Annotated in this window: 19 protein-coding genes, 1 other RNA gene and 1 pseudogene; 5 read left to right on the forward strand and 16 right to left on the reverse strand. The window is 70.7% G+C overall.

The features are described 5' to 3' along the window. Position 1: 1 nt before the first annotated feature. The 10 genes from NIE111_RS06535 to pruA form a co-directional block, all read right to left on the reverse strand. Positions 2–955, reverse strand: a complete 954-nt coding sequence (locus tag NIE111_RS06535) for a hypothetical protein (protein WP_238683514.1) — start codon at positions 953–955, stop codon at positions 2–4. A 45-nt stretch (positions 956–1,000) separates the two neighbouring features. Beyond that, entirely contained in the window at positions 1,001–1,510 is a 510-nt protein-coding gene (locus NIE111_RS06540) for a hypothetical protein (RefSeq protein WP_238683515.1), read from the reverse strand. A 173-nt stretch (positions 1,511–1,683) separates the two neighbouring features. Next, on the reverse strand, positions 1,684–2,358 hold the full coding sequence (locus NIE111_RS06545; protein WP_238683516.1) for a hypothetical protein: 675 nt from the start codon (positions 2,356–2,358) through the stop codon (positions 1,684–1,686). A gap of 70 nt (positions 2,359–2,428) precedes the next feature. After that, positions 2,429–2,804: a transfer-messenger RNA gene (ssrA, locus tag NIE111_RS06550) on the reverse strand. Positions 2,805–2,908: 104 nt separating this feature from the next. Next, positions 2,909–3,388 (reverse strand): SsrA-binding protein SmpB, encoded by a 480-nt coding sequence (smpB, locus tag NIE111_RS06555; protein WP_238683517.1) that lies wholly within the window; start codon positions 3,386–3,388, stop codon positions 2,909–2,911. A 149-nt stretch (positions 3,389–3,537) separates the two neighbouring features. Continuing rightward, positions 3,538–4,413: a permease-like cell division protein FtsX gene (gene ftsX / locus NIE111_RS06560; RefSeq protein ID WP_238683518.1), complete on the reverse strand. Its 876-nt coding sequence runs from the start codon at positions 4,411–4,413 to the stop codon at positions 3,538–3,540. A gap of 67 nt (positions 4,414–4,480) precedes the next feature. Next, the gene (ftsE, locus tag NIE111_RS06565) at positions 4,481–5,161 is read right to left on the reverse strand and encodes a cell division ATP-binding protein FtsE (protein WP_030331491.1); all 681 of its coding nucleotides are present in this window, start codon (positions 5,159–5,161) and stop codon (positions 4,481–4,483) included. Positions 5,162–5,279: 118 nt separating this feature from the next. Beyond that, positions 5,280–6,401, reverse strand: a complete 1,122-nt coding sequence (gene prfB, locus NIE111_RS06570) for a peptide chain release factor 2 (protein ID WP_238683519.1) — start codon at positions 6,399–6,401, stop codon at positions 5,280–5,282. Positions 6,402–6,465: 64 nt separating this feature from the next. Further along, entirely contained in the window at positions 6,466–6,981 is a 516-nt protein-coding gene (locus NIE111_RS06575) for a PadR family transcriptional regulator (RefSeq protein ID WP_238666587.1), read from the reverse strand. A 175-nt stretch (positions 6,982–7,156) separates the two neighbouring features. Further along, on the reverse strand, positions 7,157–8,785 hold the full coding sequence (pruA, locus tag NIE111_RS06580; RefSeq protein WP_238683520.1) for an L-glutamate gamma-semialdehyde dehydrogenase: 1,629 nt from the start codon (positions 8,783–8,785) through the stop codon (positions 7,157–7,159). A 291-nt stretch (positions 8,786–9,076) separates the two neighbouring features. Between pruA and NIE111_RS06585 the strand changes: the two are divergent. After that, positions 9,077–10,060, forward strand: a pseudogene (locus tag NIE111_RS06585) (hypothetical protein); the annotation flags it as partial. Between the two features lie 226 nt (positions 10,061–10,286). Here the strand turns inward: NIE111_RS06585 and NIE111_RS06590 are convergent. Beyond that, positions 10,287–10,796 (reverse strand): DUF6912 family protein, encoded by a 510-nt coding sequence (locus NIE111_RS06590; RefSeq protein ID WP_238683522.1) that lies wholly within the window; start codon positions 10,794–10,796, stop codon positions 10,287–10,289. Between the two features lie 215 nt (positions 10,797–11,011). Between NIE111_RS06590 and NIE111_RS06595 the strand changes: the two genes are divergently transcribed. Next, positions 11,012–11,239: a helix-turn-helix domain-containing protein gene (locus NIE111_RS06595; protein WP_030490852.1), complete on the forward strand. Its 228-nt coding sequence runs from the start codon at positions 11,012–11,014 to the stop codon at positions 11,237–11,239. 412 nt (positions 11,240–11,651) lie between these two features. Then, positions 11,652–12,248 carry an Rv3235 family protein gene (locus NIE111_RS06600; protein ID WP_238683523.1) on the forward strand — a complete coding sequence of 199 codons (597 nt, stop codon included), beginning with the start codon at positions 11,652–11,654 and terminating at the stop codon, positions 12,246–12,248. An 89-nt stretch (positions 12,249–12,337) separates the two neighbouring features. Here NIE111_RS06600 and secA read toward each other — a convergent pair whose 3' ends face one another. Continuing rightward, the gene (secA, locus tag NIE111_RS06605; protein ID WP_238683524.1) at positions 12,338–15,265 is read right to left on the reverse strand and encodes a preprotein translocase subunit SecA; all 2,928 of its coding nucleotides are present in this window, start codon (positions 15,263–15,265) and stop codon (positions 12,338–12,340) included. A 168-nt stretch (positions 15,266–15,433) separates the two neighbouring features. Here secA and NIE111_RS06610 point away from each other — a divergent pair, with 168 nt between their 5' ends. Together NIE111_RS06610 and NIE111_RS06615 are read left to right on the forward strand one after the other, a co-directional pair. Next, positions 15,434–16,585 (forward strand): GNAT family N-acetyltransferase, encoded by a 1,152-nt coding sequence (locus NIE111_RS06610; protein WP_238683525.1) that lies wholly within the window; start codon positions 15,434–15,436, stop codon positions 16,583–16,585. Further along, positions 16,582–17,694 carry a GNAT family N-acetyltransferase gene (locus NIE111_RS06615; protein ID WP_238683526.1) on the forward strand — a complete coding sequence of 371 codons (1,113 nt, stop codon included), beginning with the start codon at positions 16,582–16,584 and terminating at the stop codon, positions 17,692–17,694. Before NIE111_RS06610 ends, NIE111_RS06615 begins: the two co-directional genes overlap by 4 nt. Before the next feature lie 67 nt (positions 17,695–17,761). Here the strand turns inward: NIE111_RS06615 and hpf are convergent, their stop codons facing one another. The 4 genes from hpf to mtrB form a co-directional block, all read right to left on the reverse strand. Continuing rightward, complete coding sequence (gene hpf / locus NIE111_RS06620; RefSeq protein ID WP_238683527.1) at positions 17,762–18,397, reverse strand: ribosome hibernation-promoting factor, HPF/YfiA family; 636 nt, start codon at positions 18,395–18,397, stop codon at positions 17,762–17,764. 246 nt (positions 18,398–18,643) lie between these two features. Further along, on the reverse strand, positions 18,644–19,318 hold the full coding sequence (locus NIE111_RS06625) for a ComF family protein (RefSeq protein ID WP_238683569.1): 675 nt from the start codon (positions 19,316–19,318) through the stop codon (positions 18,644–18,646). Between the two features lie 37 nt (positions 19,319–19,355). Next, complete coding sequence (locus tag NIE111_RS06630; RefSeq protein ID WP_274530774.1) at positions 19,356–21,131, reverse strand: LpqB family beta-propeller domain-containing protein; 1,776 nt, start codon at positions 21,129–21,131, stop codon at positions 19,356–19,358. Positions 21,132–21,163: 32 nt separating this feature from the next. Next, positions 21,164–22,921: an MtrAB system histidine kinase MtrB gene (mtrB, locus tag NIE111_RS06635; protein WP_238683529.1), complete on the reverse strand. Its 1,758-nt coding sequence runs from the start codon at positions 22,919–22,921 to the stop codon at positions 21,164–21,166. Positions 22,922–22,928: the final 7 nt, after the last annotated feature.

A 22,928-nucleotide genomic window follows, 5' to 3' on the forward strand; every position in this document is an offset into this window, starting at 1 on the left:
GTCAGCGCGGTCCGATCGACAGCGGGGCACCGGTGAAGACGTCCAGCACCGGCCGGCTGCCCAGCGGCGCCGCGAGGGTCACGGTGACCGGCTCCAGTTTCAGCAGGGCGATACATTCGCCGGTGGCCCGGGTGACGCCGCCACCGACCACCACGACGTCCGGCCGTTCCCACACCAACGGCGTGATCCCGGTGTCGCACGCGCCGACGCCGAGGCGCACTGTCAGCCGGGCGTCGTCGACGGCGGCCAGGTCCTGAGCCGCCACCAACCCGTCCGGCAGCGGCCGGGCCGGCGTGGTCGGCTCGGGGACGGGGGTGACCGCCGTCGGCGCGACGGCGAGCCGGACCACCGGGGTGGCCAGCTCCTTGATGGTGAACAGCCAGGCCGGGACCTGTGCCACGCCCCGGCTCGTGCGCACCGGCACGGCGCCGAACGTGACAGCGGTGACGGTGAGCGGGAGACAGGCGGTCTGCGTGCTGCTCGTGGTCCACCCGTCGGGCCCCGGCTCGACAGTGGGGCCGCCGGGGGTGGGCAGGCCGGGCCGCTTCGGCCGCCCCGGGCAGGGCAGCGGGTCACCCTGGTCGAGCTGCCGGTACGCCTCGGCGGCACTGACCAACGGCAGCGTCAACCGCCCGTCCGGGAACTGGATCTCGGCGCCGACCCGGGTGGGCGGAATTCCGACCTGCGCGCGGTACCACCCGGCCCGGAAGGCCGCCTCGGTCTCGGGGGTGAAGCCCGGGTCACCGGTGAGCACCGTCGGTCCCTCCAACGGCACGTAGCCCGTGCGCCAGTCGGGGCCGGGCCGCCACGCCTCGGCGACCTGGGCGGCCCGCTGGTCGAACGCCTTCGCCCCGTGCGTCGGGCTGGGCGGGCCGCCGGCCGGACCGGCGTCGGTCGCGGCGCAGCCCGCCATCAGCAGCACCGGGAGTACGAGCAGCAGGGCAGGCCGTTTCATGTACGGTTCGACGCCTCCGCCGACCTACCGGTTCCCGACCTGAGGTCAGGTCTCGCCACCCAGATCCGTCTGGTACGCCTCCCAGAGCAGGTCCGCGCCGCGCCGCCGGTGCCGGGCCAACCGCCGCAGCAGGTGTCCGGCCCGGTGTCGCAACTCATCGGGGCGCGTCTCGGGCCGCTCGGCGATCTGCTGAACCGCCAGGATCGCGGCGACGATCGCCACGTGCTCCCGGGTCAGCAGCCGCACCCCGTGGTCCAGTCGGGGCGACTGGGTGAGCAACTCCCGGTAGAGGCCGGTGGGGCCTTCGGTGTCCCGGACGTGCTCGGCGAAGCCCTGGCGCACCGGCCGCAGCCGAAGGAGAACCTCTTCGCGCCAGCGCGGCTCGGTGCTGGCGACGGCGACGGCCCGGCCGAGGGCGTGCACGTCACCGGCGAGGCCGGCCGGACGCGGCGCGCCGGGTAGACCGATGGAATGTGGATCGGCGGGGAGCCCCGCCGGATGCGCGACGCGCGGTCGGGCGACGACTGACGGCTGCTGGACCGGACGGGTGACCATTGGCACCTCCCGCGCGGCGGCGCTGCTATCCCATACCGCGATGGTGAGGCTGCCCGGCCCGCCCTGTCCAGGGCCCTGAGCGGTCTCATCTGCCCCGTTGAACCCAATGACCCCACCAGCCACGCCGGTGCGGCCCCCAGCGCCGCACGGGCCTCCTCGGACCGACGACCGCCTCAGTCGGTCGACGGGCGCTCTGCCAGCCGGCGCAGGTGCTCGGCCACGGCACGCGCGTCGCCGGCCCGCTCGTCGCCCGGTCGACCCGTCGTGATCGCCTCGGCCAGCGCCCGCAGCTCGGACGGCGGCAGGACGGGCAGCCCCATGCCGCGCAGCGGGATCGTCACCCCCCGGGCACTCCCCGGGTCGGTCGCACGGACGGCCCGCACCTGCGGTTCGCCGGCTGGACCGTCGTCCGCCTCGCGGTACGACACCGCGCCGGACTCGATCCGGGCGGTGGCGAGGTCGATGGTGCGGGTGCGCAGCGCACCGCGTACCCGCGCCCGGCTGCCGTCCAGCCAGGCGGCCGTGCGGAGCACCCGCAGCACCAGGTAGAGGCCGAGCAGGACGAAGGGCAGGCCACACAGGCCGATGAACAGGCTGGGACCGGACTGGTTCGGGTCGGCGGAGTCGCGTAGACCGGGCGGCAGCAGCCCCGGTGGCAGGTCGCGAGCCTCCTCATAGGAGGCGAACGCGTCACCCGGGCCGGTCAGCCGGCGCAACAGCCCGTCGGCGACGAGGGGCAGTGCCACGAACGCCGCGCCGACCGCCGTGAGCAGGACGCCGAACACCACCGCCACGACGCGCTGGCCGGGCGACGCGCCGACCGACAGACGCAGCTCCTGGTTGTTCACAGGGGGCAGCGTAAGACCCCGCGAACAACGAAGCGCCCCGGCTGGTGGGCCGGGGCGCTTCGCTTCGAGGTGGTGGAGGTGCCGGGAATCGAACCCGGGTCCTTCGCCGGTTTGTCAGGGCTTCTCCGAGCGCAGCTCGCTGTGCCTCTACTCGGCCCCACCGCTCACGCGAGCAAGTTGGTGTGACGGGCCCAGTCGCTGATTAATCTCGCCGCACGGACCCCGCGACCGGGTCCGATTGGCCAGCCTCCTAGCTGATGCCGGCTACTGGGACGAAGGCGTTCCCAGGCCGACAGACTTAGCTACTCGCCTCAGGCGGCGAGAGCGAAGTCAGCGCGATTTTGCTTGGCGCTTATAAGTTTCCGACGACCGATTCTCGAGACGACGTCGGCTTCCTCGGCTCGCTTCCCCTGTCGCTGCGTACGAAGTCGAAACCAGTCACCCCCTCGACAGGCCGCCGATGTGGCGGCACTGACAAGACTAACGCCTGCCGCAACAGCTTTCATCCCGAGCCCCGGGCCGGCACGCCGACCCGGACAAACAGGATGAACTAATCGTCCATGCCCTTGCCGCGTCGACCGGACACCCGGGCGATCTCCCGGTCCGCGTCCCGCTTGGCGAGGTCCTGACGCTTGTCGTACGACTTCTTGCCCTTGGCCAGGGCGATCTCGACCTTGGCCCAGCCGTCCGAGAAGTAGACCTGCAACGGGACGATGGTGAAACCGCCCTCACGGGTCTTGCCGAGGAGCTTGTCGATCTCGCCCCGGTTGAGCAGCAGCTTGCGGGTACGCCGGGGCTCATGGTTGGTCCAGGTGCCCTGGGTGTACTCCGGGATGTGCATCGCGTGCAGGAACAACTCGCCGTCACGTTCCTGCCCGAACGCGTCGACAAGTGACGCCCGCCCGGCCCGCAGCGACTTGACCTCGGTGCCGGTCAGCGCCATGCCCGCCTCGTACGTGTCGAAGATGGCGTAGTCGTGACGCGCCTTCTTGTTGGAGGCGACCACCTTGCGCCCCTTTTCCCGTGGCATCGGTGCCACCCCCTCTCCAGGCGTCCGTGGCCGGGCTCACCCCGGCCGGACAACCGATCATGCTACCCGAATGACAAGGACCCTCCCGCGCCGTTTATTTCCGGCTGCGGGAGGGTCCTCGGGAGACCACGGGACGACCCGTACGGTGCCTAGACCCGCAGGTAGAAGCGCAGGGTGATCCAGGCGGTACCCGCGCTGACCAGACCACCGACGCCAGCCATCAACGGGAAGATGAACAGGATGTCGCCCCAGGTGATCGGCGAGAGCAGACCCTGCAACGCGCTCAACGACCCGTCGAAGAGCAGATACTTCGCCGCGACCAGGGCCACCAGACCGAGCAGTGAACCGATCAGGCCGGCCACCACGGCCTCCAGCACGAACGGCGCCTGGATGAACCAGTTAGACGCGCCGACCAGCTTCATGACCGCCACCTCACGCCGCTTGCTGTACGCGGCCACCTGAATGGTGTTCGCGACCAGCAGCAGGGCGGCGACCGCCATCACGATGGCGGCAGCCAGGGCGATGTTCTGGATCGAGGTGAGGATGTTGAAGATCTTGTCGAGCAGTCGACTCTGGTCGATGATCTCCTCGACGCCAGCGGTGTCCTTGTACTGGTCGTAGACGTTCTTGTACTGCTCCGGGTTGTTCAGCTTGAGCCGAAACGCCTCGGGCAGTTGGTCCGGCTTGACCGCGTTCACCAGGTCCGGCGCGTCCTGGTACATCTCCTTGAAGCGCTTGTACGCCTCGTCCTTGTTGACGTAGAGGACGTCCTTGACCAGGGGGTCGCTGTCGAGCTTGGTCTGGAGTTCGGTGCGCTCCTGCTCGGTCACCTCCTGGGTCAAGAAGATCGAGACTTCGATGTTCTTGTAGTAGAGGTCCTTCATGTCGTCGACCTGGCGGTACATGAGACCGCTGGCGCCGAGCATGGTCAGCGAGACCGCCATCGTGATGATCATCGCGATGGACATGGTCACGTTGCGCCACAGTCCGACCAGTACCTCGGACAGGACGTATTTCACGCGCATCGGGATTTCCTCCGGGTCTCCGGCATGAGGTGTTCGTCGTCAGGCTGCGCAGGGGTGGAGCGCCGGCTCACCCGTAGACGCCGCGGGCCTGGTCACGCACGATGCGACCGCTCTCAATCTCAACGACGCGGCGGCGCATCTGGTTCACGATGTTGGAGTCGTGGGTGACCATCACGACGGTCGTGCCGGTGCGGTTGATCCGGTCCAGCAGGCGCATGATCTCGATCGAGGTATCCGGGTCCAGGTTTCCGGTGGGCTCGTCCGCCAGCAGGATCAGCGGACGGTTCACGAACGCCCGGGCGACGGCGACCCGCTGCTGCTCACCACCGGAGAGCTCGTGCGGGTAGCGGTGCTCCTTGCCACCGAGCCCGACCAGCTCCAGCACCTCCGGCACGACCCGGCGGGCAACCGCCTTCGTCTTGCCGATCACCTCGAGGGCGAACGCCACGTTCTCGTAGGCGGTGCGGTTGGGCAGCAGCCGGAAGTCCTGGAAGACGCAGCCGATCGAGCGCCGGAAGTGGGGTCGCTTCCAGGAGCGCATCGACGTGACGTCCTTGCCGTTGACGACGACGCGCCCCTTGTTGGGGGCCACCTCGTGCAGCAGCATTTTGATGATCGTGGACTTGCCGGAGCCGGATGGACCGATGAAGAAGACGAACTCGCCCTTCTCGATCGAGACGGACACGTTGTCGAGCGAAGGCCGGGACGCCTTCGGGTACGTCTTCGTCACTTGCTCAAGCTGAATCACGGGTGGTGAGTCTACGCGGTGTAACAACTGAGCCAAGCCCCACGCCCCGCCGATCCGGCACGAGTCGTCGAATCAGGCCTCTACCTGGAGATCGATGACGCGCTCCGCCCGCGCGCCGTCACGCACCGTCGCCGGCGAGCTGCCGCCGCTTGCGCCAACGGATACCCGCCTCGATGAAGCTGTCCAACTCGCCGTCGAAGACCGCGCTCGGATTGCCGGTCTCCTGCTCGGTTCGGAGATCCTTCACCATCTGATACGGGTGCAGGACGTAGGAGCGCATCTGGTCGCCCCACGAGCCGGCCGCATTCTCCTTGAGACCCTCGAGCTTGGCCTGCTCCTCCTGGCGCTTGCGCTCCAGCAGTCGGGCCTGGAGCACCCGCAGCGCGGAGGCCTTGTTCTGCAACTGGGACTTCTCGTTCTGGCAGGTCACCACGATGCCGGTCGGGACGTGCGTCAGGCGCACGGCCGAGTCGGTGGTGTTGACGCTCTGCCCACCCGGCCCGGACGAGCGGTAGACATCGACCCGAACCTCGTTCTCGGGGATGTCGATGTGGTCGGTCTGCTCGGTGACCGGCAGAACCTCGACACCCGCGAAGCTGGTCTGCCGACGACCCTGGTTGTCGAACGGGCTGATCCGGACCAGCCGGTGCGTGCCCGACTCGACGCTGAGCGTGCCGTACGCGTACGGCACCTTGACCGCGAAGGTGGCCGACTTCAGGCCCGCCTCCTCGGCGTACGAGGTCTCGTAGACCTCGGTCGGGTAGCCGTGCCGCTCCGCCCAGCGCAGGTACATCCGCAGCAGCATCTCGGCGAAGTCCGCGGCGTCCACGCCACCCGCGCCGGCCCGGATGGCGACCAGCGCCTCCCGGGAGTCGTACTCGCCGGAGAGCAGGGTGCGGACCTCCATCTCCTGGATGGCCTTGGTCAGCCCGGTGATCTCCGACTCGACCTCGGTCAGCACACCCGGGTCGGCCTCGGCCTCGGCCAGCTCCAACAGGACCTGGGCGTCGTCGAGGCCGGAACGCAGGCTGCCCAGCTTGCTGATCTCGCCGTTGACGTACGACAGCTGCGAGGTCACCTGCTGGGCCTTGGCCTGGTCGTCCCACAGGTCGGGGGCGGAGGCCTCCTGCTCCAGGCGGGCCTTGTCCTCGTGGAGCCGGTCGAGGTTGAGGACGGCCTCGATGTTTCGCAGGGTCGCGTCGAGTTCCTTGAGCTGTTCGGCGTAATCGGCAGCGGTCACGACAAGCAAGCGTACTGTGCCGGGAGCGGAGCAGCTCGTTCCCTATGCGCGAACCCGCTGACCGTCACCCGACGGGGGCGGACTTCAACCACGACAGGGCCGCCCGGTGGTAGGCGACGGCGAACTCCAGCGCGCTGGCGTCGTACGTCTCGCCGTCCCGTTTGGCGTTCTTCACCTGCTCCCGGACCTGGGCGAGGGCCTCGGTGTGGTATTCGTTGGCCGAGGCGTACAGGCCCTTCAGCTGGCTGGCGGAGTGCAGGTTGCCGAAAGCCATCCGGAGCGCTATCGGGTTGCGGATGGTGTCCCGCCCCGGGTTCTCCGCGAGCCAGCGGGAAAACGTTCGTTTTCCGCTGGCGGTGAGTGCGTAGGGCTGGCTCATCCGCGGGCCCGGCTTGCCGAGCCGCACGTAACCCCGCTCAGCCAGCACCGGCAACTCGCGGTACACCTGACTGCGGGTCATCGACCAGTACGGCGCCAGACGGCGCTCAGCGGCGGCCATCAACTGACCGCCTGTCATCGGGCCCTCGTGGAGGAGGCCGAGCAGGGCCGCCGCCGTAGGGTTGACTCCGGAATCCGCCATGGCCACTACGCTGCCACTTTGCGCACCCGGCGTCCAGGATTTGCCGGTTTGCCACCCGACAGGACTTCCTAAGTGCACTGTCGGCGGCAGACTGTCCGTTGAGGACTATCGATGGATTGCCACATTCCGGGCGTCCGCCGGCGGCGCCCACGCGCCGCCGGCGGGTCGTCGCCGGTCAGCCCATGTGAGGGTACGTGTGGTCGGTCGGCGGCACGAAGGTCTCCTTGATCGTCCGCGGGGAGATCCAGCGGACGAGGTTCAGCCAGGAGCCGGCCTTGTCGTTGGTGCCGCTGGCGCGGGCGCCACCGAAGGGCTGCTGCCCGACCACAGCGCCGGTCGGCTTGTCGTTGATGTAGAAGTTGCCGGCCGCGTACCGCATGCGCTCGCCGACCGACTCGACGACCCGGCGGTCGGTGGCGAACACCGAACCGGTCAGCGCGTACGGGGCGATCGACTCCGCCTGCGCGACGACCTCGTCGAACCGGGCGTCGTCGAACACGTGCACGCCCAGGATCGGCCCGAAGTACTCGGTGGTGAAGGTCTCGTGGGCGGCGTCGCCGCACTCGAAGAGCGTCGGTCGCACGAAGTAGCCGACCGAGTCGTCGGCGGTGCCACCGGCCAACACCCGGCAGCTGTCGTCGCCCGCGATCAGCTCCAGCGCGGCGGTGTGCCGGGCGAACGCCTTGTCGTCGATCACCGCCCCGCCGAAGTTGCCGAAGTCGGCCACGTCACCGTAGGTCAGCGAGTCGGCGGTGGCGGCCAGCCGGTCCCGAAGCCCACCCTCCCAGATCGAGCGCGGCACGTACGCCCGCGAGGCCGCCGAGCACTTCTGGCCCTGGTACTCGTACGCGCCACGGATCAGCGCGGTGTGCAGCGCGTCCACGTCGGCGCTGGTGTGCGCGACGACGAAGTCCTTGCCGCCGGTCTCGCCGACCAGGCGCGGGTAGCCCCGGTAACGCGAGATGTTGTCGCCCACGGTCCGCCACAACTGCTGGAAGACCTTCGTCGAACCGGTGAAGTGGATGCCGGCCAGATCCGGGTCGGCGAGCACGACGTCCGAGACCTCCTCGCCCCGGCCGGTGACCATGTTGATCACGCCGGGCGGCAGGCCGGCGGCCTCGAACAGCCGCATGGTGAAGTGCGCGGCGAACTGCTGGGTCGGGCCCGGCTTCCAGACCACCGTGTTGCCCAGCAGGGCCGGCGCCGACGGCAGGTTGCCGGCGATGGCGGTGAAGTTGAACGGGGTGACCGCGTAGACGAAGCCCTCCAGCGGGCGGTGGTCGAAGCGGTTCCAGACGCCGGGCGAGGACGCCGGCTGCTCCTCGAGCAGGCGACGCGCGAAGTGCACGTTGAACCGCAGGAAGTCGATGAACTCGCACGCCGCGTCGATCTCCGCCTGGATCGCGGTCTTCGACTGACCGAGCATGGTGGCGGCGTTGAGCGTGTCCCGCCAGGGACCCGCGAGCAACTCGGCGGCGCGCAGGAAGATCGCGGCGCGCTCCTCGAAGGGCAGCGCCCGCCACATCGGCGCGGCGTCCTTGGCCGCCTTGGTCGCGGCACGCGCGTCGTCGTGGGTGGCGTGCGCGGTCACCCCCAGCACGTGGGCGTGCTTGTGCGGCTGCACCACGTTGATCGGGTCACCGCCGGCCATCCGCTGCTCACCGCCGATGGTCATCGGCAGGTCGATGCGCTCGGCGGCGAGCTCGGTCAGCCGCCGCTGGAGCCGGTCCCGGTCGGGGCTGCCCGGCTCGTAGTTGCGAACCGGCTCGTTGCGCGGCTCGGGAACGGAGAACACGGCATCCATCAAGGCTCCTGGCGATCTCGACAGCAGTGGCGAAACCGGACCCGCGGGCACCGACCGGATGGCCGGACACCGGACGCCGCACGGGAGGCCGAGCAGCGGCGGGACCTCCCCTGATTCTCCCACGACGGGCCACGCGACCCACTTCCGCCACCGCCCTGCGCCAAGGACCGCCCCACCCCTCCTCTCCTTACCGACCGGTCTCGATCCGTCCCGCTGTCCCGGGGCGACAGGCAGCCCAGCGGGCCCGCGTACCCTGAATGGTCGGTGACCTGCCGCCTCGAAGGGGAGACGATGACCAAGCAGCCCGGCCGCGTCCCGGCCGCTGAGTCGGACGAGCCGGCTGTCGACCCGGCCATCGCCGGCAGTCGGCCGCTGCCCGCCCCCGGCGCCGCAGTGCTCGCGCTGCTGGCGCTCGGTTGGCTTGCCGCCATGCTCTGGTCCACCCGGGAGGCAATCACCTCGGCGGCGGCCGGGGTCACCGCGATCAGCCTCTCCGCGTTCGCCCTGCCCGGCGTGATCTCGGCCGCGCTGGTGGCCGGGGCGGCCGTCGCGCTGGCCGCTGGCAACCTGCTGGCCCGCCGGTACGGCGACTGGGCCACTCTGCGCTTCGCCGGGGCGATCGGCGGCGGAATGCTGGTCGGGCTCGCTGCCGCGGTGGCCATCAACCTCACCTACTTCGACACGTCCACCACCAACGTGATCGCCGGCACCACGGCAGCCGCGGCGATCATCGGGGGCGCGCTGGCCGGCGCGCGGACCGCACCGGCGGTCGGTGCTGTGGTCACCGCCGCGCTGGGCACGCTGATCTTCGTTGTCGCGTTCAGCCGCGCCCGGGATCCGCTGTTCGACCTCTTCGGCTCCGGCGACAGCCAGGAATCGTTGATCAACGCGGCCAAGTGGGTGTCCCGTACCGAATCGCTCGTCGCCGGGCTGCTCGCCGGGCTATTGGCCTTCGGCTACCTGACCTGGGCACGGCGTCGAGCCGTTCGCCGCGGTCCCGAGGCACCGGCGCTGCGCTGGCCGGCGTACCTGCTCGCCGGCGCCGGGCCGGGGCTCCTCCTGCTGCTCGCCGAAGTGATCATCAGAGTCGGCGGCCGGTCGCTGCTCGACCTCGCCAGCGCGCTCAGTGAGGCGGACGCGGTGGCGCAGACCTCGCTGGGCACCTCGCGGGTGGACAACGGCATCTGGGTGCTGTTCGTGGGGGCGCTGACCGCGCTCATCGCGTTCGGCCGCACACTCAGCCCGGCCCACGGTGACGACGACGAACCGGCGCAGGTGCCGAACCCGGTCGCGGACCAGGTAGACCCGGCGGACGACAAGCCGGGCTACGCCAAGGCGTTCGACGCCGACCCGGCCGAGACGTTCGACGGCGACGCGGCCAAGGCGTTCGACGCCGACGCGGCCGAGACGCCCGACGCGGACCCGGCAAAGGCGGACCCGGCACGCTGAGGCCTCACCGGGACCGGTGCTCGCCTCCGGCTGCCGCCTGGGGGCGCCCGGCTCAGTCGGTCGCGCTCAGCACCTGGTCCAGCTCCGTCACGTCGTACCACTCCAGCTCGTGGTCCTCGGCGCCGTCGACTGTGAACTGGGCGTCCGGGTCACCAGCCGCCGCCTCGGCCACCACGTCGGCCGCCGCGCCGACTTCCTCGGCCGCGTCCGTGCCGTCCACGTGAATGGCCGCGACGGCGCCCACCGGCACGGAGTCGGTCAACGTCACAGCGCTGGAGCCCAGCTCACCGTCGCCGCGCCCGATCGCTGCCGACGGCAGGTCGACCGAGATGACGACGCGACGGCGGGGAGCTGTCGGATCGGCCCGGAGCAGGTGCAGGGCGTCCTGGGCAGCCCGGGTGAAGGCGACGTACTCCAACTCCTCCTCGTCACCCTCGGCGTACCACTCGCGCAGCGCCGGGGTCACTGCGTGCGCCTGGTCGGCGGACAGCCCCTCCGCACGCAGCCGGGCCAGCATCGGTACGGTCGCCGGCACGTACACCCGGACAAGCTCGTCGGTCACCTGTCGTCTCCCCGCGTCGTCCTCCACCGGCGGCCGCCGGCACGGGCGCAGATCATGCCGCACGCCGTGACCGTCATACACCCCGCCTCCGGCCGGAGGAAGTTCCCAGCCGGTGTGTCCCGCACGGTTGGTCCGCCACCGACCCGGTCCAGTGCTGGGCGGCGAGGGCTGTCGGTGGCAAACTGAGCCAAACGACATCAACCCCGGGAGTTTCTGTGGAGCCGAGGTTCCTGCTGCTCTCCGACGTGGCCGCCGAGCTCAACGTGTCGGACTCGCAGGTCTACCACATGGTGCGCAGCGGCGAACTGCCGGCGATCAAGATCGGCGGGCGCGGCCAGTGGCGCGTCGAGCGCGCCCGGCTGGAGGAGTACATAGCGCGCAAATACGATGAGACGGCAGATTGGGTGCAGAGCAACCCGCTGGTCGACCGCGACCCCGAGTAGCAAAGCCTGGCCCGTCCTGGGCCTTCGTGCGCCGCCCAGCCCACCCCACCCCGCTCAGCCTCAGCCCGCACCCGCCTGGCCTGGCACGCTCCGCCTGGCCTGCCCCGCCCGCCGCGCCCCGGCCCGCCCCACCTGACCTGCCCGCCCAGCGCGCCCCGGCCCGCCCGACCTGACCTGCCTGGCCGTCTGACCTCGCCCGTCCGCGTGTCCGCCCGTCCCAGAGCATGATCCACTCGGCTTTACGGAAGTCGGGGTGTTGGGGCCGCTGGGACCCCGCGATATCGAGGAACCCGAGTGGATCATGCGCCTTGTCGGGCGGTGGCCACCACAAGGCCATTGACCGAGGCCGTTCCGTCGCTCAGAATCGAGCTTGTCGGAGGCAAACGAAGGTAAACGCAAGATCAAGGGGGCCATGATGAGCGGAGCGCGACCCGGTCCCTCCCGACCACCCGTTCGGCTGCGCCCCGTCCCGCCCTTCGACCCGCCGTACGTCGACGAGACCGACGGGTCGTACTGGCCGGCGCCGACCGACGGTCAACTCGCCCTCGACCTGTTCGCCTCCACCCGGCCCAGCCCGGTCCGGCCGCCGGAGCGGCGAGCAGCACTGCGCCCGGTGCCCAGCCGGTCCACCACCACCCATCCGGTCGCGTCGTTGCCGCCGTCGACCGCTCCGGAAACCACCCGGGCCGCGCACCGCTTCGTCGGCACCTGCCTGGAGGTGGTCAACGGCTACCGCTCGCCGGCCCAGGTGCGAGCGCTGCTCGACCCGGCCCGGGCGGGCGACCTACTGACCGAACTCGCCCGCGCATCCGGCCGGGCCGGGGCATCCCGCCGCCGTAGCGGCCGACCACTGGTCCGGCTGCAACGCCTACGCGTCTGTGAGCCCCGGGAGGCCACGGTGGAGGCGGCAGCCGTTCTCACCGGTGCGGGCGGCCGAAGTTGGGCGATGGCCCTGCGCCTCGAACATCGCCGGGGCCGCTGGCTCTGCGTTGCCCTGCACGTGCTCTGACCCCACCTGCCCGGTCGCCGGCGAGGCTGAGAAGACACCGACGGGCCCCGGCCTGGTCGGCCGGGACCCGTCGGTCAGACGCTGTCGGTTCAGTTGCCGCCGTTGGGAGCGCCGTGGCAGCGCTTGTACTTGCGGCCCGAACCACACGGGCACGGCGCGTTGCGGGACGGGCCGTTGCTCGCCTCCGCCTGGTTCGGTGCCGGCCGACGGGCGGCGGCAGACGGAACTGCCGGGCCACGCAGCCCGGATGCCGGCCGCTGCGGAGCGGACGGCGCACTCTGCCCCGGTGCCGCAGGAGCACCCGGAGCCGGTCGGCCCACACCGAGCGCCGGAGCCTGCTGCTCGGCCTGCTCCACGGCGACCGCACCCGGGCTGGCCTCACCGTCGATGGTGGGGGCGGAGTATTGCAGACCCTGCCGCCGCGGGGCCTGGTTGAGGCCCTTGGCCCGGATCTCCACCGGCTTGTCGAGCAGGGTGACCTCGTCGGCCCCCTCCTCCGGCTCCGGTTCGGTCACCTGGACGTCGACGTTGTAGAGGAAGCCGACGGTCTCCTCCTTGATGCCGTCCATCATGGTGGCGAACATGTCGAAGCCCTCGCGCTGGTATTCCACCACCGGGTCGCGCTGGGCGTACGCCCGGAGGTTGATGCCCTCCTGGAGGTAGTCCATCTCGTAGAGGTGCTCGCGCCACTTGCGGTCGATGACCTGGAGCAGCACCATCCGCTCGAGCTGGCGCACCCCCTCGGTGCCGAGCTGCTCCTCACGCCTGTCGTACGCGGCGTTGGCGTCGTCCTTGAGGCGGGCGACCAGGAAGTCGGCGTCCATGCCGGCCCGGGAGCCACCGGCTTCCTCTTCCAGCTCCTCGATCGTCACGCCGACCGGGTAGAGCTGCTTGAGGCTGGACCAGAGCTGCTCGAGGTCCCAGTCTTCGCCGTAGCCGTCGGAGGTGGCGCCCCGCACGTACGCCTCGACGGTGTCGTCGATCATGTTGCGGACCTGGTCGGAGAGGTCTTCACCGTTGAGCACCCGGAGCCGCTCGGCGTAGACGACCTGGCGCTGCTTGTTGAGCACCTCGTCGTACTTGAGCACGTTCTTGCGGATCTCGGCGTTCTGGCCCTCGATCTGGGCCTGGGCGCTCTTGATCTGCCGGGTGACCATCTTCGACTCGATGGGCACGTCCTCCGGGATGTTGAAGCGCTCCATCACCGCCTCGACCGCTCCGGCCCGGAAGCGCCGCATCAGCTCGTCCTGAAGGGACAGGTAGAAGCGGGACTCGCCCGGGTCGCCCTGCCGGCCGGCGCGACCACGCAACTGGTTGTCGATCCGCCGGGACTCGTGCCGCTCGGTGCCCAGCACGTAGAGGCCGCCAGCGGCCGAGACCTCTTCCGCCTCGGCGTCGCAGGCCTGCTTCCAGGTGGGAAGGACCTCCTCCATCGCCTTGGCGTACTCTTCCTCGTTCTCCAGCGGGTCGAGGCCGCGCTGGCGCAGCTCGTTCGCGGCGAGGAACTCGGCGTTGCCACCGAGCAGGATGTCGGTGCCGCGGCCGGCCATGTTGGTCGCCACGGTGACCGCGCCCTTACGCCCGGCCTGGGCGACGATCTCGGCCTCCCGCGCGTGGAACTTGGCGTTCAGCACGTTGTGCGGGATGCCACGGCGGCGCAGCAACTGGGAGAGGATCTCGGAGTTTTCCACCGAGACGGTGCCTACCAGCACCGGCTGACCCATCTGGTGCCGCTCGGCGATGTCCTCGATGACGGCGTTGAACTTGGCCTTCTCCGTCTTGTAGATGACGTCGGGCCGGTCCTCGCGAACCATCGGGCGGTGGGTCGGGATGGTCACGACGCCGACCTTGTAGACCTTGTTGAACTCGCTCGCCTCGGTCTGCGCCGTACCGGTCATCCCGGACAGCTTCTCGTAGAGGCGGAAGTAGTTCTGGAGGGTGATGGTGGCCAGGGTCTGGTTCTCCTGCTTGATCTCCACCCCCTCCTTGGCCTCGATCGCCTGGTGCATGCCCTCGTTGTAGCGACGGCCGTGCAGGATGCGACCGGTGAACTCGTCGACGATCAGGACCTCACCGTCGCTGACGATGTAGTCCTTGTCGCGCTTGTAGAGCTCCTTGGCCTTGATGGCGTTGTTGAGGTAGCCGACCAGGGGGGTGTTCACCGACTCGTACAGGTTGTCGATGCCGAGCCGGTCCTCGACCTTGGCGACACCCCGCTCGGTCACCGCGATGGTGCGCTTGGAGTGGTCGACCTCGTAGTCGCCCTCGCCGTCGGTGCCGGCCTGGAGCCGGGCCACGACACCGGCGAACTCGCCGTACCAGCGGGCGGAGTGCTCGGCCGGGCCGGAGATGATCAGCGGGGTGCGGGCCTCGTCGATCAGGATGGAGTCGACCTCGTCGACCACCGCGAAGTTGTGCCCGCGCTGCACCAGCTCTTCCTTCGACCACGCCATGTTGTCGCGCAGGTAGTCGAAGCCGAACTCGTTGTTGGTGCCGTAGGTGATGTCGCACTCGTAGGCGGCCTTGTGCTCACTGGCCGGCCGGTTGGGCAGCACCACGCCGACGGTCAGCCCGAGGAACTCGTGCACCCGGCCCATCCACGCCGCGTCACGCTGGGCGAGGTAGTCGTTGACCGTGATCACGTGGACGCCCTTGCCGGAGAGCGCGTTGAGGTAGACGGCCATGACCGAGGTCAGCGTCTTACCCTCACCGGTCTTCATCTCGGCGATGTTGCCGAAGTGCAGCGCCGCGCCGCCCATCACCTGGACGTCGTACGGGCGCTGGCCGAGCACCCTGGCGGCCGCCTCGCGGGCCACCGCGAACGCCTCCGGCAGCAGGTCGTCGAGGGTTTCACCCTCGTCGAGCCGCTCCCGGAACTGTTCGGTCATGCCGGCCAGTTCCTCGTCGGTGAGGTTGACGTAGTCGTCCTCGATCGAGCTGACGGCGGCGGCGATGGCCTTGAGCCGTCGCACCATGCGGCCCTCGCCCGCGTTAAGGACCTTTTCCAGAATCGACACGGATCAACGCTCCCCTAGACAGTCTCGAACCATCGTAGGCGCTCCATCGGCCCGATGGTCACTGGTGGCGGTGCTCGACCCCGCCGAACCCGACAAAACTCGCGTCCTGCGCACGCTCCAAACGTTATCCGGTTACGCCGTCGGCGAACGCTACGGCAGGATGCACGAGTGGAGCCCGTGGAGATCATCGAGGACGGCGTGCTGTTGCGGCCCTGGCGGGAGACGGACGCCGAGACAGTGCACCGAGCCTGCCAGGACCCGGACATTCAGCGTTGGACCAACGTACCGCGCCCGTACCGGCCGGAACACGCCCACGGATTTGTCACCGAGATGAGCCCGAAGGCCTGGGCCGAGGGCACCGGAGCGCCGTTCGCGGTCTGCGACCCGAGCACCGGGGAGCTGCTGGGTTCCAGCGGGCTCAACTCGATCGACAAGGACGGCACCGGTGAGATCGGCTACTGGACGGCACCCTGGGCTCGTGGTCGGGGCGTGATGGTCCGGGCCACCCGGGCGGTGGCCCGCTGGTCCTTCGACACACTCGGGCTTCGCCGGCTCCTCTGGCAGGCCGAGGTGGGCAACCACGCCTCCCGGCTGGTGGCCCTCCGGGCCGGTTTCCGGATCGACGGCAGGTTGCGGCTGGCCAACCCGGCGCTGCCCGGCAGCCCGGACGGCTGGATCGGCTCACTGCTGCCCGGAGAGGTACCGGCCGCCGGGTCGACCGGTCCGGCCGGACCGGGCACCCTCGCCGCCCGGCGCGCCGCCGTCTTCGGCCGCCCGCAGCCCGTTCTGTTCGCCGAGACCGGGACCGGCGAGCTGCGGCTGCGGCCCATGGAGGAGAAGGACCTGGACGCCGTCGTGCAGACCTGCCGGGACCCGGAGAGCATCCGCTGGACGACAGTGCCGGACCCGTACGAGCGCGCCGACGCGCAGGGCTATCAGACCTACGGCCGGGACGCCTGGGCTCGGGGGGACGCCGCCTGCTTCGTGATCGCCGACTCCGACGACCGGTACGCGGGCACGCTCGACCTGCGGCTCTCCCCCGCCGACCCGCTGGTGGCGGACGTCGGCTTCATGACCGCGCCGGCGGCCCGGGGCCGGGGCTACCTGTCCGCCGCGCTGGTCGCGGTCAGCGCCTGGGGCTTCAGCACGTTGGGCCTGGCGCGGATCGAGTGGAAGGCGAATGTGGGCAACACCGCCTCCCGTCGGGCGGCGGAGAAGGCGGGCTTCCTGATCGAGGGGATCGCCCGGGGCGGCGTGCCGCACCGGGGCGAGCGGGTGGACGTGTGGGTCGGTGCGCTTCTCGCGAAGGATCTGAGATGAGTCTGCGGCCGGTCGTCGAGGCGCACGGGGTGCGGCTGCGCCCGTTTCGCGCGGAGGACAGTGCCGACGTGGTCGACGGCTGCGCGGACGCGCTGACTCAACGGTTCGTGTCGAACCTGCCGACGCCGTACACCGATGCCGACGCCCGCTGGTGGATCGACGTCGGCGCCCCGGCGGCCTGGGCCGGCGGCGGCACGGCGTACGCCGTCGCGGACCCCGCCACCGACCGGCTGCTCGGCGCGGTGGGGTTGAACAACCCGATGCCCGCCCGGGGTCAGCTGGAGATCGGCTACTGGATGCGACCGGCGGCGCGCGGTCGCGGGCTGGCCACCGCGGCGACCCGCGCGCTGAGCGAGCACGCGTTCGCCGTCGGCGCGGCCCGACTGGAGCTGCTCACCGAACCGGAGAACGGTCCGAGCCAGCGGGTCGCGCTGGCCGCCGGCTTCCGCTACGAGGGTCTGCGCCGGTCGGCCGGCGCGTCCCGCGACGCGGGTCGGCACGACCTGCTGGCCTGGGTACGTGTCGCCGGTGATCCGCCCGGCCCGGCCGCCCGGCTGTTGCCCGACCTGCCCGGCGGGGTGCTCACCGACGAGGTGGTGGCGCTGCGCCCACTCGGGCCGGACGACGCGGCGCTGATGTACCGGCTGCACAGCCGACCCGAGGTGGTGGCGAACCAGGCGCCGCCGGTGCCGCCGACCCGCGAGGCGATCGAGCGGCGTTGTCGTCTCGCGCAGAGCGGCTGGCTGACCGGCGAGATCGCCCGACTGCTGATCACGGACGTGGCCAGCGGCGAGCCCGTGGGCAGTTGCGGCGTGTCGTACACCGACGCGGGCGCCGGCGAGGCGTCGGTCGGCTACGCGTTGCTGCCGGACTGGCGCGGCCGGGGGTACGCGACGCGGGCGGTCCGGTTGCTCGCGGGGTGGGCGTTCGGCTCGGCCGGTGTCGCCCGGCTGTCGGCCGGCACGGTGCCGGACAACACCGCGTCGCACCGGGTGCTGGAGCGGGTGGGTTTTCGGCGCGAGGCCCTTCAGCGCGGCCGGCTGCCCGGGCTGGCCGGCGCCCGCCTGGACGACCTGACCTTCGCGCTGCTACCCGCCGACCTCCGCTGACGGATCATGGAGTTGTGGTGGGCGTTTCCCCACCACAACTCCATGATCGACGCGGATCGGCTACCGGTCAGGTGGCGAGGGAGATGATGCCGTAGTCGTACGCGTGGCGCCGGTAGACGACGCTGGGGCGGCCGGACTCCTTGTCCTGGAACAGGTAGAAGTCGTGGCCTACCAGCTCCATCTCGAACAACGCGTCGTCGATGGTCATCGGCTCGGCCGGGTGCACCTTCTCCCGGGCGATGTGCCACGGCTGGTCGTCCTGCTCCTCTTCGACCCGCTCCGCGACCGCGGTGCCGGCGCGGGCGCCATCGTTCGGCGCGCTCAGCGCGCTGGGCACCAGGTCCGCGACCGGCAGGCCCGCTGTGGCCTCGGCGACGGAGATCGGCGCGTGCCGGCCCCGGTGTACGCGGCGGCGGTCGGCAGCGCGGCGCAGCCGGGTGTCGAGCTTCGCGATGGCCGCGTCGAGCGCGCTGTAGAAGTCGTTAGTGCAGGCTTCGGCCCGTATCACCGGGCCCCGGGAAACGCAGGTGATCTCCACCCGCTGGCAGTGGTCGGCTTGGCGCGGATTGCGCTCGTGAAACAGCTCGACATCAACGCGAATAAGTTTGTGGTCGTAGCGTTCGATCTTCGCGAGTTTCTCGGCTACGTGTACCCGGTAATGGTCCGGCACTTCGACGTTTCGGCCCTTGACCACGATGTCCACGTGACCTCCCTTGTTTCGGACGGTCTTCGATCCGGTTACCCGGCCGCGCGCCGTGGGGAGACCCGCTGGCGTCGACCGGTTGGTACGGCTACGCCTCCTCTCACCGCCGAGGGTGGTGGGAACGACCTCCTACCCCCGACAGCGAAACGCTAACTCCTGTTTGCCCGGCAGTCACCCCATGTTGCCGAGACGGCCCAGGATTTTTCGCAGCTCATACACCAACGGGTGAAACGGAAACACTATCGGTTACGACTGGTGTCTTTTCTCGGTCGCCGCGAGCACCGCAGCGACACTCGGTGCCCATCCCGTCGCGGTCAGCACCCGGCTCGCGGCGGCGAGGGTCACGCCGGTGGTGACGATGTCGTCGAGCAGCACCACGACCGGCGCCACGCCCCCGGCACCACCCCGGACCGGCCCCGTCGAGCGGGGCTGGAAGGCCGCCTCCGCCGCCGCCGCGCGCCCGGCGCTGTCCAGGGTTACCGAGTCGGGCCGGGGCGAGGCTCGCAGCGGACGGTGCACCCGCACCGCCCAACCGCTGCGGTTGAGCCGGGCCGCGCAGTGCCGGGCCAGCCGGTCGAGGTGGTCCCCGTAGCGGGAACGCGCTGCCGCCGCGGTGTCCGGGACCGGAACCAACGCCAGCGGACGGGCCTCACCGACGGCCGCCGCGACGACCTCGGCGAGCAGCGCGCCGAGCGGGCGAGCAAGCCCGTGTCGGCCGTGTTCCTTGTACGCCAGCAGGGCCTCGCGCAGGGGACCCGCGTACGGGCCGAGGGCGACGCAGGGCGGCAGGCCCGGCGGGGCGGGGGTGGGGCGGACAGCCAGTGGCCGCAGTGCGCCCAGCGCCACGACACAGGCTGGGCAGACCCCCCGCCGCAGGCCGGGTCGGCGCTCCCGGCAACCGGCGCAGTCGGCGGGCAGCACCAGGTCGGCGAGGTCCGCCCAGAGCCCGCTCACCGTGTCAGTAGAGGAAGAACGGGGCCGATGGGTTGCTCGGCCGGACACCGGTCGGCACCGGGGCGATGTCGCGTACCCGGCCGGGCTCGATCCGTTCGAACGGGCTGCTGCGGTAGGCCACCCCGTTCGCCTCGTACATGTACGCCCCGCTGGGCGCTCGCACACCGCGGTTGGTCGGGTACGCGGTCAGGTGGTTGACCTTGGCGCCGAGGTCGGTCCGCAGCGGCGTCTCCAGGGCGCCGTCGACACTGATCTCGTAGATCGCCGGCTGGCCGACCGACCCCGCCACCACCAGCTGGTCCTCCCTGCCCCAGTCGACAGCCGTCGGGTTGGTCAGCGAGGTGACCAACTCTCGGGGCGGGCCGATGGAGGCCCCGCCGCCGTCGAGGTTGACAGCGGCGACGTAGAGACGGCCGCCGGCGATCAGCGCCACCCGCTGGCCGTCCAACGCGGCGGCCACAGCGGTGACCGCGGCGGAGGGCAGGTTGAGCGGTACCGGATACATCCGGGCCGCCTCGTCGAACCGGTAGAGCTGCCCGTCGGCCACCACCAGGCCGCGGCTGGGGCGGTTGTCGACAGTACGCAGCCAGACCGGTCGGCCGATCGAGGAGTATTCGGCGGCGCTGCGGCTGATCACGGAGACCGGGTCGGCGCCCGTGCCCACGGCGAGTCGGTACCGGTTCTTGCCGTCGGCGACCACCATCGCGGCGAGGATCCGGCGGTCCTTGGCCAGCCCGAGGCTGGCGGAGACGACGTTGCGGTTGGCCTCGGGTGTCAACGGCACAGTGCCGCTGGGCTCGCCTTCGAAGTCGAGTGGGTGGATCGCGCCGTCGTACACGCCGAACCGCTGCGGGCTGGCGGCATACGGGTAGAGCTCCCGGGAGTCTCGTCGCTCGCCCAGGTCCACCACGGGCTGCGCGTTGTTGCGGATCTTCAACTCCAGCTGACCGGGGAGGTCGCCCAACGACCAGGCGATCTGCGTGATCAACTGGTCGATCCCGCTCTGGTCGTCACCGGACATGTCCAGGTTGACCTCCCACCGGCCGTTGCCGCCGGTGGCGTTGTTGATCAGCTCGGTGCGGTCCGGCAGCCCGACGACTCCCGGGCGCAACCAGTCGGAGGGGCCACCGACCAGCCACTTCACCACCTCGTTGACCTGCCGCTCAACCGGCACCGCCTGCGGCCGGTAGCGCTGGTCGGGCACCAGGCGGCTGCGGTCCGAACTCCAGAAGTAGATCGTCTCGTCCTGGTAATACTCCCGAAGGGCGGTGTCGCTGAGCAGCAGCACGTTGGGCGGGTTGATGATGTAGAGGCCGGCCCGGTCATCGTTGACGCCACCGTTGAAGGACGCGCTACGCAGGCCGAACTCGTACTCCGTCTCGGTCGCCACCGGTGGGGCCAGGGTGCCGTTGGTCCGCAGCACCCCGATCTGCTGCACGGTGATCTTCACGGTCGTGGTCGAGTCGCTGTTGAGGGTGTAGACCGCCTCGCGCAGCCGGACCACGTTCAGCGCGACCTCGCTGCCCTTCTTGTCCTGTAGACGGGTCTTGTCCTCCGGTGCGATGAACGCCTTGACCCGCTCGTACGCCCGATCCGGCTCGCCGGCGGCGGCGGACAGGAAGTTGCGGACGAACGTCTCGTTGACGCTGCCGCTGGCCGTCCGCGTCGGTGGCTCACTGCCCCGACTGATCACACCGGCCTCGGTCGCGGCGCCGCCCTTGCCGTCCACCCGCACGTCGGATGCCGCCGGAATACCACAGCCGGCGCCCAGCAGCACCATCACGCCGAGGGTCCCGAGCAGAGTCGGCCGTCTCACGAGCGCACCTCCGTCCGCTGTCCGTCTCCGGCCGGAGCCGGGCCGATCGCCAGGGCCCCGCCGGTGCCGGGACCGATGGCCAGTGGTCCACCGTCGCGGGGGCCGCCGAACGGCAGGGCGGCGTCGGCAGGCACCAGCCGCAGCGGTGAGGTGGTCAGCCGATCGCCCGCACGGGCCGGCAGGGTGAGCCGGAACTGCGCGCCCTGCCCCGGAGCACCCCACGCCTCCAGCCAGCCGCCGTGCAGCCGTGCGTCCTCCAGGCTGATCGACAGGCCCAGGCCGGTGCCCCCGGTCTGCCGGGCCCGGGACGGGTCCGCCCGCCAGAACCGGTTGAACACCAGCTTCTCCTCGCCCACCTTCAGCCCCACACCGTGGTCGCGGACGGTGATCGCCACGGCCGTCTCGTCGATGCCGAGGGTGATCAGCACCGGGCGGGCCTCACCGTGCTCGACGGCGTTGCCGACCAGGTTGCGCAACACCCGCTCGACCCGGCGCGGGTCGACCTCGGCGATGACCGGCGTGCCCGGCAGGTCGAGTTCGATCGGTACGCCCACCCGTTCGGCCAGGCCGGCCAGCCGGTCGACCACCCGGTGCACCACCGGCACCAGGTCGGTCGGCTCGGAATCCAGCATGGCGAAGCCCGCGTCGAACCGGCTGATCTCCAGCAGGTCGGTGAGCAGCTCCTCGAATCGGTCCAACTCGGCCTGGAGCAGCTCGGCGCTACGGGCGACCGCCGGGTCGAACTCGTCACGCTCGGCGAAGATCAGGTCGGCGGCCATCCGGACCGTGGTCAGCGGGGTACGCAGCTCGTGGGAGACGTCCGAGGTGAAGCGGCGCTGCAACCGGGACATCTCTTCCAGGCGCAGAATCTGCCGTTGCAGGTTGGTGGCCATCTGGTTGAACGACGCGGCGAGCAGGGCCAGGTCGTCCTCGCCGTTGACCACCATCCGCTGGTCGAGCAGGCCCGCAGAGAGCCGCTGGGCGGTTCGTGCCGCGACCCGGACCGGGTTGACCACCAGCCGGGTGACCAGCGCCGCGAGCAACCCGAGCAGGATCACCAGCGCGACACCGGTGGCCACCACAGTCGCGCGGGCGTCGGCGGCGGTGACGTCCTGCCGGCCCAGCGGGACCAGATAGTAGAGCTCGATCTGGCCGAAGCGGGTGGGCACCGGCGAGCCGTAGACCAGGTATTTGGTGGTCTCTCCGGTGAGTCGCCCGGTGCGGATCTGACTGGCCACCTTGCCGTCGGCTATCGCGGCCCGCAGCTCGGGGCTGATCAGCGACTGCACGTTCGCCGAGGGGGAGGTGCGCGTCTGGATGTCGTTGGGGTAGTCGTCGGCGGTGATCGCCACCACCACCCCGCTGGTCTGCTGGGGGTCGCCGCCGGCCAGGTAGTTGACAGTGCCGTCGATGGTCTCCTGGAGCTGGGCCTCCTGCGGCTGCCCGTAGAAGGAGACCTGCTTGGCCGCGTAGCTGGCACCGCTGGTCACCCGCTGCCGGACGTCGCTGCGAGCGCTGTCGAGCAGGATGGTGGTGATCTTGTCGGCGATCAGGAACGCGAACCCGCCGACCAGCAGGCTGGACGCGACCAGCGTGATGGTCACGACCCGGACCTGGAGCGAGCGGCGCCAGGTCTGGTGTGCCCGACCCACAGCACGAGCGACCCGACCGCTCACCGCACGCCAGAGCTCCCCGCCGGCGCTGGGCCGGCGGGCAGCCGTATTCGGGGAGGGTGGGGGCGGCGAGGTCGACACAGTGCGA

It is taken from the genome of Micromonospora hortensis (assembly GCF_022230935.1).
Taxonomy (GTDB): domain Bacteria; phylum Actinomycetota; class Actinomycetes; order Mycobacteriales; family Micromonosporaceae; genus Micromonospora; species Micromonospora hortensis.

Excerpts from the sequence above, each read along its gene's own strand:
- NIE111_RS06535 (WP_238683514.1), bottom strand. The coding sequence starts at position 955 with ATGAAACGGCCTGCCCTGCTGCTCGTACTCCCGGTGCTGCTGATGGCG.
- NIE111_RS06540 (WP_238683515.1), bottom strand. The coding sequence starts at position 1,510 with ATGGTCACCCGTCCGGTCCAGCAGCCGTCAGTCGTCGCCCGACCGCGC.
- smpB (WP_238683517.1), bottom strand. The coding sequence starts at position 3,388 with ATGCCACGGGAAAAGGGGCGCAAGGTGGTCGCCTCCAACAAGAAGGCG.
- ftsX (WP_238683518.1), bottom strand. The coding sequence starts at position 4,413 with ATGCGCGTGAAATACGTCCTGTCCGAGGTACTGGTCGGACTGTGGCGC.
- NIE111_RS06575 (WP_238666587.1), bottom strand. The coding sequence starts at position 6,981 with ATGGCGGATTCCGGAGTCAACCCTACGGCGGCGGCCCTGCTCGGCCTC.
- pruA (WP_238683520.1), bottom strand. The coding sequence starts at position 8,785 with ATGGATGCCGTGTTCTCCGTTCCCGAGCCGCGCAACGAGCCGGTTCGC.
- NIE111_RS06600 (WP_238683523.1), top strand. The coding sequence starts at position 11,652 with ATGATGAGCGGAGCGCGACCCGGTCCCTCCCGACCACCCGTTCGGCTG.
- NIE111_RS06615 (WP_238683526.1), top strand. The coding sequence starts at position 16,582 with ATGAGTCTGCGGCCGGTCGTCGAGGCGCACGGGGTGCGGCTGCGCCCG.
- NIE111_RS06630 (WP_274530774.1), bottom strand. The coding sequence starts at position 21,131 with ATGGTGCTGCTGGGCGCCGGCTGTGGTATTCCGGCGGCATCCGACGTG.